Origin of the sequence: Ancylomarina euxina, from assembly GCF_003863355.1 — a bacterium.
Classification (GTDB): Bacteria; Bacteroidota; Bacteroidia; order Bacteroidales; family Marinifilaceae; genus Ancylomarina; species Ancylomarina euxinus.
The window spans coordinates 110,993-125,806 of sequence record NZ_QQWG01000013.1 but is presented as its reverse complement, the minus strand read 5'-3'; the positions used below and the strand labels follow the sequence as shown (position 1 = coordinate 125,806).

The window sequence follows — 14,814 nt, the reverse complement described above, 5'->3', positions numbered from 1 at the left end:
TAGACGCTGTGAAACAGTGGCTACATCTGTTTATTAGAGATAATATAAATACTCAAATCGTTAAATCAATAACTCACTCTTCATTCTTTAACGAATCATATAAGAAGTGTTTTGATATTTAATTGGTATTATTCATGTTGTATCCTCTTTTGGCTTGTCCGAATTTCCCTTCAACATGATTTCTTTCGTTAAATTCAGTTTTCCTCTTCCTTCTCTGATAAGCTGTTTCTTCCTTTCTTTGTTTAGATGGGCGTCCTAAGGGCTTTGCTGTAATTCTTATCCCTAATGATTTGAGAAACGCTCTGTTTTCTTTTGTTGCATATATCTGATCTACCTGTACCAAGTCTGGATAATGACCATGTAATTTATTGTATGATTCTACCGACTTCTTTAAATCAAAGGACTCGTTATATGCATCCCAACTAATGGTATCTAATCTCGAAAAGCCATTTGACAAACTCAAGCCTAACTTAGCACCGAATTCAACTTTTGATTTTTGCTTGCCTCTTACAATAGGTCTTACGTACGGTTGATGTATATTAACAATTCGATCATCGCATCTGTGAATATTATTTTCGTACATGTAACTTTGTTGTACAAAAATATGCTGAATAACCCAATATTGTTTGAGCAATTTTGCTGGTAGAGGTAGGCTGTCAAACCTGTCTAACAACTTATTTATGGTTTTGAAATTCCGCCTAAGATATTGAAGCTGCTGTTTGCTACATCGACGAATATCTTTCTTTGATTTTTTCCTCTTCTTTGATAGGTTTAAAAAATCCTTACGTGCTTTTCGTCTGTATGTTCTTGGCTTTTTTTCTAGACTTAAAGCAGCAGATAAAAAATCAATAACCCGTTCACTAATGATCCTTGAGTCATTTAACAAGTCATGATCTGTAGGATATTTTATCTCCTGATCTGCAACTGTGGCATCCATTTGCAACTTGCCTTTGTTTTTAGGATGCCCATCTTCATCCCTGTTTCTTTTGTTGTGTCCATGATCTTTCTTGGCCTCGGCACATTTAATAATCTCCTGATTGAACTGATCAAATAATTCTGCTGACATCCTCCTTCTTATTGTAACAAACAAAGATGGATCAAAAACAGATTCTTCTTGAAATTCACTTAAACCAAGCATGAACTGCATGTATGGGTTTTCTTTGATGGTTTCAATGGTTTCTACATCACTAAGCTTGAGCTTATGTTTTATTATCATTGCTCCAATCACTGTTTGTGGTGATACCCCCAGACGTCCAGTCTCTGAACTCATTGTTTTCATGTAGTAAAAAGCCAAATGATCCCATGGAATGACTTCGCTTAATTTTACCCAACGATTTTCTTTCGACAAATTCCTTTCGAAAGGTGTTTTAAATTCTTCGATCGTTAATTGAGTATGAAATGAATGTTTTATCATAAGTGCATGACTTTAAGACCTTAAGATAATAAAAACCATGCACACTTACCAGTTGAAAACAGATTAATTCACTGATCACCAGGAGATTAAATGTTTTTCAGCAAGCCCTATTTAGAATACGACAAATTCAACCCGTTTAAAACAATAATGACTGCCCTTTGAAGAGCAGCCATCATCATTTCAACATCTATCGTTAGATATATTAGTTAAAAATATAACGCAAACCAATTTGCATTTGCCATTTAGAATTAACTGAAAAATCGTCAACATAAGAATCTTTAAGGTCCTTGTTAAATTTCATATAAGGAACATTGTTGGCATCAACTCCGTTTACAGAAATTGGGGTAAAAGTGGAAGCAAACTCGCGAACGCCCCAATCGGAATTCAACAGATTACCAAAATTTAAAATATCTACAGAAAACTGGAAGGTATTCTTCTTTCCATTAATGTTCAGGTAGAAATCCTGTAAAAAACGAACGTCCATTTGGGTAAACCAAGGCAACATGGCACCGTTACGTTCTGCATATTTTCCACGTCTATCCTTCAGGTAATCATCCTGTTTGATAAAGGCATCCAAAGCAGCCCATTGTTCTGCAGCATCAGGAGCTACGGTTCCTACCCCACCATCAACGGTACCAAACATGATGTCACTCATGTCTTTAGGAACATAAAGCAAATCATTATTGTTGATTGCATCATTATTAAGGTCGCCGGCATATGTATAAGAATAGCGATTTCCTTTACCAGCTTCGAAGAACATAGAAATGGTTGAAGCAAATTTCCCTTTACCATAAACTTTACGATACATGGCAGAAGAAACAAAGCGATGTTTCAAACCGTAACGTGACCAGGATAAGCTTGGATCATTAGGATTTCCTAATACAGGGTTTCTTTGGAAAGCATCAGCTGCAATCTCAGCAGGTATGGATGTTAAGTCTTTTGAGGTAAGATACGTGTAAGCTAAGTCAGCACTTAAACCCAAAGCCCATCGTTTGGCCAATTTCCCGGTAAGGGAATATTGGTGTCCTTTGCTTGTATTATCCAGCACCAATGCTCCTGCTTCAAGGAAACCAATGTTTCCCGTTGAAGAGGAATAAATATTCTGTTCGCTGAAATCAGTAAACATGGCTCGCTTATCACCCGTTCCTGATAAATTCCCCGTTGGAGGACGCATATTGTAGTTATGGTGAACAACGGCATTAACATCTTTTGAATAAATAGTTTCTATTGTAGCCAACCAGCCCTGACCAAATTTGACATCAGCTGCCAGATTATTTTTCCATACCTGAGGGTAGTGGAAATCATCAGCAGTGGCATTAACCTGGAAGGTATAACCTGGATTAATAACTGAATTAGAGGATTGGTTCCCTAACCATACAAATGGAATACGACCTGTGAAGATACCCGTTCCACCGCGGAGCTGAACAGACTTGTCTCCCTTAACATCGTAATTAAATCCAAAACGAGGCGACCAAAGCGCTTTGGAACTTGGCCAGTTTGCAGGATTAATTCGTGCGGAATTGCCATTTTCATTTACCCAACCACCAAAGCCGGTTGCTTCTTGCACTGCGGGGGTATTAGGGATATCATTGAAATACATCGGAATATCTACACGTAAACCAAAAGTCAGTTTCAAATCATCATTCACACGAAACTCATCCTGTGCATACAGGGCAAACTGGGCCACATCAACTTTTGACCACAAGAAAGCTTTCTGCTGAGAATCAACAACATCTTGATTTAAATCATAGCCATTAGGATTATCTATAAATTCCTGTACACTACCATATGTTCTCCATGGGTAATAAAAAAGATTAAAAGAATTCTCGAACTTAAAACGCTCAAAGTTTAAACCTGCAGTAAGGGTGTGCCTGTCTTTATAATAGGTCAAATTATTGGTAAACTGAAAAACATCCTGATTCAAAACATTATTGGTCGAAAACATTTCTGAACCTGAACTTATAGCCAAATTCCCATTGGAATCAAATATATCCACAACTGGGAAAGGAGCCGATTTGGGATTGCGCTTATCTCGAAAAGAGGTATATCCAATCAGTAACTTGTTTGAAAATTTATTATTGAACATGGAATGTAATTCCCCCACAATAGAATTGATATTATTGAAAATTCGATAGGAAGAATTTTCGAAAGGCAATCGGAAGCTAGTTGGTCCACGACCAATGATAGCCTCTGGATGTGGTAAAATATCTTTCCAGGCATCAAGCATATTATAACGTAAGGTCAAATTATGATCCTTGTTGATATTATAGTTCAACTTAATCAGAAATTTGGTATTATCGGTTTCGTGATTGTAGCCTTGGTAAGCTCCTGGATTATAACCCCAGGCATCACGAAGATGTGATTGTACGGCTTTAATATCTGCCTCCTCTACACTGGTAACATTTGCCCCTTCATTACTTGGGTTATTTGCAACAAAATTATGGGCGAGTTGATCACGTTTTTCTTTTTCGGCATTCACAAAAAAGAACAATTTATTTTTAATGACTGGGCCGCCCAAACTAAAACCATATTGCTTGGTACTGAAATCCAGATTTGGAGCTTTAGTACCTTTCACTTTTTCACCAACCATACTTTCGTTACGGAAAAAGTAATAGGTTGTTCCTTTTAATTCGTTGGTTCCTGATTTAGTAACTGCATTGACACCAGCACCGGTAAAACCACCCTCACGAACATCGAAAGGTGCCAGTGAAACCTGAATTTGGTCAATTGCATCAAGGGAAACAGGTTGTGCATCTGCTTGCCCACCCGAAGTCGAAACATCTAATCCAAAGGAATTATTGAAAATAGAACCATCAAGAGAGAAGTTATTATAGAGATTATTTCTCCCACCAAAACTATTACCGTTTGATTCTGGAGTGAGTCGTGTTAAATCCTTCTGACTACGTGAGATGGTAGGAAGAGCAACAATTTGTTCTCTGTTTACACTGGTCATAGAACCCGTACGATCCGAGCTTATCACACTGTTTCTGTCATGCTTTACCACAACCTCATCAATCTGCACATTAGATTCTGCCAGAGTCAAATCCACTTCAGCAGTTTTATTTAATTGAAGAAAAATGTCAGTTTGAATAGCTTCTTTATAGCCAACAAAGCTTGCCTTAATCTGGTAAGGGCCTCCCACTTTCATATTTCTAATATGGTATCGGCCATCCTCTCCGGTGATAGAACCATAAAGTGTACCTGTTGGCGTGTGAGTGGCCACAACCGTAGTTGCATAAACTGGATTACCATTGGTGTCAATTACCTTTCCGGTTAGTGAAGAGGTGGTAACACCTTGCGAAAATCCACCTATTGCTGAAAAAAGCATTACGATAACGAATGCTATGCGAAATTTGTGTTTTCTCATTATTGAAAAGTATTGGTTAAATATTAGGTATCTTATAAAAATAAGATATTTAATAGATAAACACTTATCCAATGATCAATATTTTCAAAGCGTATAAACCTGAGTCTTAAATTATTAATCTAAACTTACTAATCAATAAATTGTTATGTTTTTTATTGATTAGTAAAGAAAATTATCTTAAAGATATGATGCAATTATATTTCTCATCAGCTGTACAGCATTCTTTCACTGTTGTTGAAAAAACTGAAGTCCTGTTATTTTCACAAAATAGCAGACAACTTATAAAATACTTTATTTTTTAAGTTTAATCCCTTTCCATTCTCGCTTAGTAATAGGAAATCATTATTTTACTAAGTATTAGACGTATGATTGATTAAAACATAAAAAAACCACCTCTAAAGAGGTGGTTCAATATTGTATAAAATGACTAGTCAGTCGTATTTATTCAATAAACATTTTATTAATGACAACAAACATTAAAAAAACGTTCGATCATTTTTTCATTACCCGCCTTATCTTTCAAATATAGAAAAAGGTTATAATCTCCAACAACAGCCTTATCATCAACCTTGATATCAAGATTTAGCTGAAAAGTTTTCAAACCTAAAATTGTTGGTAAAGCATTTCCATCTGCATCAAGCAGATGATAAGTTGAAAAAGCATCAGCATACTGATCCGAAGAAATACCACCTTTTCTTATAACTATCCTATAGGATTCTAATTCATAATTATCTTGTAAATGAGCATTTACGTGTATTGTTTTACCCCGCTTGACTTCAAAATAAGTCTCTGGGCTTTGTAATATAATTTTAGGAGATATCTTATCAGTCTGTATTTGTGAAACATCTGAAAATCCAAATAATGGAAGAAATGTCAACAAACAGATAAACAGTTTTGAATTAAATCTCATTTTTTTAATCCTACTCTTTGGGGAAGTAAAATTTGCCATAGGTTTATATTTAGTAATTATATATTTCGGTGAAGCAAAAATAAAAATAGTAAACCGACTTGGTAGAAAAAATAAAAGATCATTGAACACTTCTCCGTTAAATGACACTTTCAACATGTCAAGTGATCAGGAAACTTGATGAATATCAAAATTTTAATACAGAATAATTCCGTTAATAAATGTTAATTCTATTAATCAACAAGATGAAAAACAATCGATTTTCCCTTTATTGATTAATAGAATTAATGAATCAAATATTTCTAATTTCGTCTTGGACAGTTAGGCAATTTAACCATTTCATAACTCGTTTCAAATGTTGATTCTACACAATCAGTTGGATCACAACAAGTATGACAGACACGCTTAAGAGCCCTAAATTTCTTTAATTCAACACCAGTTGCCATGAAATCATCCTTAATCGGCTCCTCTTTCATTAAATCGGTACTCAGGTATTTCTTATTATCGTCAGCAAAAACAGTAACCACAACAGAATCGGGTCCTAATTCTTCTTGAATTTTTAAAGCACCCAGAAAATTGGCTCCTGAAGAAATCCCAACTCCCAAGCCTAAAATAGAAGATAGTTTCTGAGCCATAACAATTGCGTCACCATCATCAACACTCACAATTTCATCCAATTGATCTAGCTTTACGATCGAAGGAATAAACTCATCAGAAATGCCTTGAATTCGATGCTTGCCTACTTTATGTCCAGTTGACATCGTTGGTGAATTCGAAGGCTCCAGAGGATGTACCTTTATAGCTGGATTTTGCTCTTTTAGATATTGACCTACTCCCATAACCGTTCCTCCCGTTCCTACACCAGCAACAAAAGCATCAGGAGTTATATTTCGATATTTCAACTGCCACCATAATTCTGGTGCTGTAGTGTTGTAATGGGCTTCGCAATTATCACCATTAGAGAACTGCAGTGGTAGAAATGTTTTTTCATCTTCAGCAGCCAACTTATTAGCCATATCTATACTACCAAGAAAACCGCCTTCTTCTTTACTTACCAAACGGATATCAGCACCATAGCTTTTCATCAGATTAATACGTTCCTGACTCATCCAATCGGGCATAAAAATAGTCACAGGGTGGCCCATAGCTCTACCAATACCTGAAAAAGCAATGCCTGTGTTACCACTGGTGGCTTCAATAATTCGATCGCCCTCTTTTAGTGTTCCCAAATTATAAGCTTTTTGAATAATATGAAAGGCCATTCGGTCTTTGATACTACCCGTCATATTCAAATATTCAGCTTTGGCATATAGGGTTCTGATATGACCTTTGTACTCAAATTCAATCGCTAATAAGGGTGTGTTTCCAACTAAAGATGACAGACCATTTATTCTTTTGCAAGGGATGTTGTTTTCCATATTTTTAATATCTGGGTTTGAGTTTCATAATACAACTTATATTAAGGATAAAAACATCTTAATATACACATAAGACCCCTTATTATAAAAAATGGGTGAACGAAAAAGGAAAAAAAATCAGTTATTTTTTTAAAACCTTAGAAAGAAAGTCCCTTTTGAACATTTTTTTAACATTTACAGTTTGTCATACTCGTCAGCTTATTTAAAATTTGATTAAGCCCTTATCTTAAGATCATGCAAAAAAAAGCCACCCAAAAGGATGGCTCATATCATATTAATGACTTTTTTTTTTTATTATTTGACAGGGTAGTTCAAATCGAACTCATCATCCCCCATAACACACTGTCCACTTTCGTCAGAACAAGACTGAAATTCAAAGGTTCCTTCTATTTTCAATGGTAAGCTTTTCACTTTAATCTGCTGGCGCATTTCTGCTGTATTTTCGAAATAGCTTACTTCGCCTTCCCAAACCTTATCATAGTGCTTCTTAGCATTCATTGGCTTAACTTTTCCAATACGCTCATAACTTACGTGCTCTTCAAAATCAAATTCAATTAGAATAGGTCCCAAATCCGGATCAAAATCATTTGAATACAAATGCCACGATTTATCAATGTTTGCCTTAAAAATAACATCAATTACATCGCCTACTTTAATTTCTTGCTTTGATAATTCAACCTTCCATTTCGCTGGGGTTAATATCTGCCCAAAAGACAGACTACTCACCATCAACAACAAACCAACTAATACTATAATTTTTCTACTCATATCTTTCCTTATTAATTATACCTTTAGATCATTTCTAACTATAATAATGACCCCTAAAATACCAAGATGGGTGAATTAATCGACAGAAAAAACCATTAAAGGATGTTAATTATCTGAGTCCAAGCTATTCTTTATGAAAAAAGCCACCCCGAAGGATGGCTTTAAAGAAATAAAATGAACAAGGCTACTTTTTCGTTTTACCTTGCTTTTTAAGGATAGACTCATTGGTTTTACTCTCCTTTGTCGTATGCTCCCTGTATTTTTTCACTGCAGCAAATTTGGCTGCAGCAATGGTTTCACGATTCGCTTTTTCGGTAATCTTTCCGCGAGAAAGATCCTCCACCGCGATATAACCATTTTTTAGAAGAAGCTGAACAATCATGTTGTTGACTATGGTTTCTTCACTATAAGCCTCTGCAATATATAGCTGATCACAATCCTCGTAAAACGACTCTGCAAAGTCCTGATTATTGGGCAACCACATTAACTGCTCATAGGTTTCAGTGAAACTATTCAGCTCAATATTAATGTTTGGCGTGACCAACAAAGGACTAAATTGATGACTCTTAGTCAAAGGTTCATAACCATCCAACATTGAAAAGTCAACTGCCTTCTTTGCATTATCCAGTCTGGTAAAACGTGCCTTTCTCATCTGCTCCATTTGGTACAAAAATAAATTATATCGCTCCACTTCCAAACTCTTCTTATGATGCAAGAATAACCAGCCATATTTTTGCTCGATATCCTTTTTCACTAAATTCTTTGTTTTGTGAATATCCGGATTGGCATTTCGAACCTCTTGTATCAAGCGTCTCACATCCTGAGCAGCCTTTTGTGGCCCAGTAATCTCCTTCCCCTTTTTACCCAAATCAGTAGAAAGAATTCCACACTGTATGTGCTTGCCTTTTCCTTTACCCGTTTTACCACCCTTAAGAACTTCAATCAGATACTTACGAATCTCCAACTCTTCATCTTCATGAATAAACGGATTACCACCTGGTGTACTCGCCAAAGAATTAAAGATGCTGCTAAAGAAGGTTCGATCCAGAACAAAGTCAACAGATGAATCTATAGATTGAGCGGTCACAATAAATCGATTCTTAATGATATCAAAACGGATAGATTTAAGCTCTAAATCCAATCCCTCTCTATGGAATCGCTTCTTGGTAAATATCTTATTGACCACTTCTTCAATATCGATCTTCTCAATCAATTTATAGGAAGAAGCCAAGTACCATTTTCCATTCTTTGGATCCTTTTCCCAATCCAGAACTTCATCCAAATAGTTACCATGCTGATCCAAAACTTCCACAATATTCTTATCGCCCGTATAGCGCAATAAAGTTCGTTGAAAATGTGGGTTATCCTGACTCGTCGCCTTTTCCTTACGCTCACCATGGGCATCGCGATAAAGCATAAAGTTCTCAGCATTGGAATATTTCACAATGCCAGCCTCATTCTTAGAGAAGTTATTAGCTGTTAAAATAATATCAACCTTATAAGGCATGCTAATGTCGCAGAATCCCGAAATGGTCGATCTCGAATTCAAATCCTCTACATTGGAATCGGCACTCGACTCAAATAGAGGTCTGTATTGCTTGATGTATTCCGGATCAAAGTCAGTCACACGAGAGAAATCTCCCAGCTCGGTACCTACGCCATACAAGTTCCCCTCGGTATCGGGGAAAAGATGAAGCATATCACCCGCAACCAACTTAATGGAACGAATCCCTGGCAGGTCTTTCTTCAACCACTTTAGCATCATCGCTGCTAGCATTTCCGACTTCCCCACTCCAGAGTCACCACTGATTAATAAACCAAACAAAGAACCATCATCACCTTCAATCACAAAGAATGAACCATGAACAGGAGCACCTCCCATTTCTTTCACCTTCTCGTTCAGCATGGTTAATCTTGTTTTTTTCACGTCACCAAAATAGTCCACCGATTTTTTAAGAGGCGTGACAATCGTTTTGATCTTTCCATTGGGTCCATTCAAATCGAAATAACCAATTTGTGGGTAGGAAATCACCTTTTCTGGTGCACCTAAAAACAAGACAATATCCGGCACAAAATTCTTGGCTTCTTTAAGACTAACGGCCTTTGGCTCAACTAATCGATAATTATCAGCCAGGTACTTCATGTAAGACTTCTGGAAAACATACAGTTCGTTAACCAAGCCCCCTTTTACAATTCGACAACGGTAATCGTCAATATCCATATTCTGGATAAACTTAGACATACGCGTTGCAAAGAAATCTGAAGATGGACGTGTCGACATATTCTTAATAAACTCTCTCGGCGATTGTTCACCAGGCCCCGAAATCTTAAGATCTTCCAGATTAGCTCTATCAATTTTATGGAATGGATACTCCCTCTTTTTTGCATCGGTATTCATACGCGTGTGCGTTTGAACAGGTTGCTCGGCAGCAATCACACCACACTTGGTCATCACCTCATTAATCCAGGAAAGTTTGCCTCCTTCATGGGTATCCAAAACCTTGTTCTCCATTTCAAAATCCTGATACAAGGTAAATCCATGTTGAATCATCTCATTCAGCTTGGAGTTTTGACACAGATAATCCATGCTCAAGAGCTTAATCAAAATATGATTAAACCTATTGTAAAGCTGCGTATTTCGGATACGATTCAAAGCAGAAGTCAAGAACAAACTCATTTGTCTGGCTTCACTTACAATCTGCTCTTCGACTAACTTAAACGATTTACGAAGAACAATTTGCTCCAGCAATACCTTGGCTTCGTTGGCAATCAAACTTTCCGAATACAAGCGTGTATCTGGTTCATCATGTGTTTCCAATCCACGGAACAAGCGATTCACCGAATCCATCAGGTTCTTAAGCAAGGCCACATCTGATTGAATCAGGTAGATAGCAAGTAGCTTCTCTTCTGCAGATTTACCTTTTAATAAGGTCTCAAGTTCTGACTGAACAGAAGTAAATATCAGATTCTTATGAGAATGCTCGGCCAAAGCTTTTTCTGAAGTTAGATTTTGTAAAAAATCTTGAACCAATAAATCAAAATTGACGCCATTCATCTGCTTACCTGATATCTCCTGCAGACGCTCACTTGCTTTTACAAACAACTGATCAATGGAAGGTTCTATCAATTCTTTCTCGAAAGGCAGGTTGAAGTGCAAGAGAATTTCACGTATGTACTTACGTAGAATAACGTTATACCCCTCAAGCTTCGCTAAATCGCCCGATGGGTCCTTTTCATTGGCATTCAAGACCAACATCTTCACCTTGGAATCGGAGAAGAGAATCCGTTCCATATCAATCAGGATTTCCGTCATGATCAGTTTCTCATCCGGACCGTCAAGAACATGTGCATTAGGCTGATATTTCAGCTTACTATTCACATATTTCTGGATGGTTGGCTTGCCATAACGAGCCAAAACCTCATTGATATCCAAATGCTTAATTGCAGGTATATTCTTGTAGATCTGAGGCAATAGATTCTCGTAAATCTTTGAGAAAGCCTGACTACTTAGAAATTCAACCAAGTTGGTACACTGACCAATATTCTCGTAGAATTCGATCACTGCATTCGTAGAATCTCCAATAGAATTAATACTCACGCCGCACACATTAGGAAATGCATGATACATAGTCTTAATATCATTGATCTTCAAGCTTTGATTCGTACGTTTTTCAAGATCACGTATCTGCGTAAAATCCTCAAGGACTGATTCGATAAACCCTCTATCTAATTTCACTGGGAAGAGTTCATTTAAAACCGCATCATTCTCTAGCCCACCCGTCTTTTTGCCTTCGTTAAAACGAATCCAGTTCGTGATAAACAACCTGAATGCATTCTCTAACTCTTTGGCATAGATCTGATAACTCGCCTCGCTTCCTTCCACATAGTCACCTAGTGAGAAACGAACAATACCCGTTTTATATGGTATGGCAGCAATACCTCTTTTCTCAGCAAATACCTGAGTAAAAGCTTCCAGATCCTGATAGGAAGAATAACCTTTCAAAGTCATATTAAACAAGTAAGCTCCCTCCGAATTCAAAAATCCCACATCGCTTAATTGCTGTTCATCTATGATTTTAGCAGCCACTTCCTTGGCCATCTTCAACCTTTTAATAGATTCGGATCTAAAGATTCGGTTCACACGGAATTGGTTCAATTCACCAACTATATGCTGCTTGTAATAAGAAAAGAAAGCTTCTCCCTTATATTTAAAATCATCAGGAAGTTCCAGTACATCAAGCTTATCTAAAGAGAGTAACTCATCCAAAAGGAAAATATGAAGCGGACTCCCTTCAAACAAAGATTCTCTCTTGGTGGACTCCGAACTGAGTGCGATAGTTGTAGGCACATTGCTTTTCACCTTCGATTTAATAAAGTCCTCCAGCTTTTGCTTCACCTTATGACGAGAAGCATCCTTAGGAAGGGCCTCATCCATCTGAACCTTAATTCGCTTGGCTTGCTGAGCAACCTCCAAAACATTGACCAACATAAAGAGTGAGCAAGAATTCCCCCTGCTTGCATCTGATTGTTTACGGGCAAAAGCCGTTAAATCTTTTTTAGCCTCAGTGACAGCCAAAGCTCCCAAACGATCGCCAGTTGCGCCCAAATTCTTAGTGGTCGATATGGATGCCACCATAGAAATACGTGCATAACTGGCTATATTATTAATAATATATGAAGAAATTGTTCTCCACTTTGGTTCCTCAGGATCATCAATCTTAACAGAATCATTATAAGCCTCATCCAGGAAAAGGGTTAACTGTGTATTGCTAATGAACTTCAGGAATTTTATTAACGCCACATTATTAAAATCCGTATAGCCTGTTGGGTTCGATGGGTCGTTGATTAGGATAGTCGAATTAGCACAAAAATTATCCCACAAACTGCCTGTCTCATCAAACAATTGAAAAGAACTCTTTATACGCTGCAACTTGATTAAAAAGCGCTCGTAATCGATACGCCCCTCATCATCTAATTCAATCTCAACATCGAAAGCATTCATATCGAATTGCTCAATGGGGAACAAATCTTTATACTCCCAGGCTGCTTGCTGATTCAGGAAAATAAAAGGCTTCACATAAGTGCGATTTAAAACCAAATCACGAATAATCATCTGCACATCATCAGAGATTGATGTCTTTTCCAGATTACCCAAACCTGAGATAAATTCGCGAATAATTTGCTTATCCTCCTCGCTTTTCTGTTCATATTTTTTCTCGATACCAAGATCAATCAAAAGATTACTGAAACGCCCTTTATTATCCGCCTCGTTCTCAGCCTTTATAAGATATTCTTTATACTTCTCGAGGAAAAGATTAATGCCAAAATTCTTATGAAAATGGTTGTGCAGGGTACGCTGATAGCTATCTGGAATGATATCAAGAATAACACGACAACGCTCAACAACATCCTTTTTTAAACTCTTCAACTTACGCTCGAGCAGATATTCACCATAGGTTTTCAATTGATTTCTACCACCACCTTCAACAATGGTAGCCAAGTCAATATCCTTGCTATTGCCATAGAAATAGGACTTCATGCGAGTCTCAAACTCTTGAAGCAAAATCTCAATGGTCTCAGTCTGCTTTTTTGAATCTTTTATATTTTCAACAAAAGAGATGAATGCAACCAGTTTCGACAAAATGTATTTGTCTTTAATAATCTGACGAGCGAACTCATCAAACTTATATAGGATGATATCCTGATCAGGATTTTCAGGTTCTGCCAATTGTTCCTTTTTCAGTCGTGCCAACTCCTCTTCGTAATCCTTAATTTTGGCTTCGGCAGCTAATCGGAATTTCTCCAAGTTTCGGGAATTCACCTTATCCAAAATCAAACGCAGATTCATTTGAGTATTGGCAGGCGCTCCCAATTTCTTGGTATGAACCTTATTCAGGGTATTGATCACTTCGTTGTGAAAGGAGAATACCAGACTGGTGTTAGATGCCAATGATTCAAGCGAACAGTCAACAAAGATCATACGCGTTAACAATGGAAACCATTTGAAATCATTCAGTGGGTTTCGACGCATATGCTGCACCTTTATGATAAAAATACTGGTTGTATCCTCACAAATTTGGCCGTAAACCTCATCGGGACTTGTGAATTCAATCACACGCACAATCTCAGGCTGGAAAATCTCATCACGAATGAGTTTAATAGCCGTATCTGCCGTTCCGGAAACCAGGGTTCTGATAAAGCCATTCAAGCCCTTAAAATTGACGGTCGATTCGGTACGGGTCAGAAAATGCTCTTTCTCCTTAGCTGTTGTGTAATGAGTACTTTGAACAACAAGCTGATCCATCACATCTAAAAGGTAATTCCATTGAGCCTCTTCGATATAACCATTTACACCGATGACGTCGCGAAACTTGCGCAGCTCACGAACCTTATCGCCCAGTAAAATCTGATACAGGAAATTGATCAGGTGCTGACTTACGGGTGGTGTCCCAACAGAAAAGTCGGGTGCATTTAAGATATGTCTCAGCTGTTTCTTTTCCTTTTCGTCTACAGCTTCGATGTCCATTAGGTGGTTAATTCTCTTGACGAAGGACTGTCGTTTGGCACTGTACTCGAATGCTTTTGAGTTTTCATGAGGGAAAATCATCAACGAAACATCAACATAAGCAGGAATAGACTCTTTGAGGTCTAATAATCGCTTGTTGATTTCCAGTTCTTGATTGACCGGATCGTCTGATTCTTCATAACAAAGCCTTACAAATTGTGTAAGGCTTTCAAAAATACGATGTGGAAGAAAGTTCTCTGCTCTTTCTCCCAAAGATTGGTACAGATTGATAAAAACCTGTGCCTCGTAATTTAATGCGGATTGTGGCCTTCCGTTTACGTGCATTTTAATTATGGTTGTTTAGTTAGAAATACTGACTCACGTTTATTCTTATTGATCAGTCATGCAAATATAGTGAGATTTTTCACTCCGCAG

At 37.3% G+C, this 14,814-nt stretch carries 6 protein-coding genes; all 6 read right to left on the bottom strand.

Annotated features, from left to right (window positions below; translation table 11 throughout):
- Positions 1 to 118: 118 nt before the first annotated feature.
- Positions 119 to 1,414, bottom strand: a complete 1,296-nt coding sequence (locus DWB61_RS12775) for an IS5 family transposase (RefSeq protein WP_125031298.1) — start codon at positions 1,412 to 1,414, stop codon at positions 119 to 121.
- A gap of 202 nt (positions 1,415 to 1,616) precedes the next feature.
- On the bottom strand, positions 1,617 to 4,781 hold the full coding sequence (locus tag DWB61_RS12770; protein WP_125031297.1) for a TonB-dependent receptor: 3,165 nt from the start codon (positions 4,779 to 4,781) through the stop codon (positions 1,617 to 1,619).
- Positions 4,782 to 5,241: 460 nt separating this feature from the next.
- Positions 5,242 to 5,691 (bottom strand): DUF4625 domain-containing protein, encoded by a 450-nt coding sequence (locus DWB61_RS12765; RefSeq protein ID WP_158614417.1) that lies wholly within the window; start codon positions 5,689 to 5,691, stop codon positions 5,242 to 5,244.
- Positions 5,692 to 5,990: 299 nt separating this feature from the next.
- Complete coding sequence (locus tag DWB61_RS12760; RefSeq protein WP_125031295.1) at positions 5,991 to 7,106, bottom strand: PLP-dependent cysteine synthase family protein; 1,116 nt, start codon at positions 7,104 to 7,106, stop codon at positions 5,991 to 5,993.
- A gap of 294 nt (positions 7,107 to 7,400) precedes the next feature.
- Positions 7,401 to 7,874 carry a protein-disulfide reductase DsbD domain-containing protein gene (locus DWB61_RS12755; protein WP_125031294.1) on the bottom strand — a complete coding sequence of 158 codons (474 nt, stop codon included), beginning with the start codon at positions 7,872 to 7,874 and terminating at the stop codon, positions 7,401 to 7,403.
- Positions 7,875 to 8,058: 184 nt separating this feature from the next.
- Complete coding sequence (locus DWB61_RS12750) at positions 8,059 to 14,724, bottom strand: aminotransferase class I/II-fold pyridoxal phosphate-dependent enzyme (RefSeq protein WP_125031293.1); 6,666 nt, start codon at positions 14,722 to 14,724, stop codon at positions 8,059 to 8,061.
- Positions 14,725 to 14,814: the final 90 nt, after the last annotated feature.

Coding starts and splice junctions, on each gene's coding strand:
- DWB61_RS12775 (WP_125031298.1), bottom strand. CDS start 1,414: ATGATAAAACATTCATTTCATACTCAATTAACGATCGAAGAATTTAAA.
- DWB61_RS12765 (WP_158614417.1), bottom strand. CDS start 5,691: ATGAGATTTAATTCAAAACTGTTTATCTGTTTGTTGACATTTCTTCCA.
- DWB61_RS12755 (WP_125031294.1), bottom strand. CDS start 7,874: ATGAGTAGAAAAATTATAGTATTAGTTGGTTTGTTGTTGATGGTGAGT.
- DWB61_RS12760 (WP_125031295.1), bottom strand. CDS start 7,106: ATGGAAAACAACATCCCTTGCAAAAGAATAAATGGTCTGTCATCTTTA.
- DWB61_RS12770 (WP_125031297.1), bottom strand. CDS start 4,781: ATGAGAAAACACAAATTTCGCATAGCATTCGTTATCGTAATGCTTTTT.
- DWB61_RS12750 (WP_125031293.1), bottom strand. CDS start 14,724: ATGCACGTAAACGGAAGGCCACAATCCGCATTAAATTACGAGGCACAG.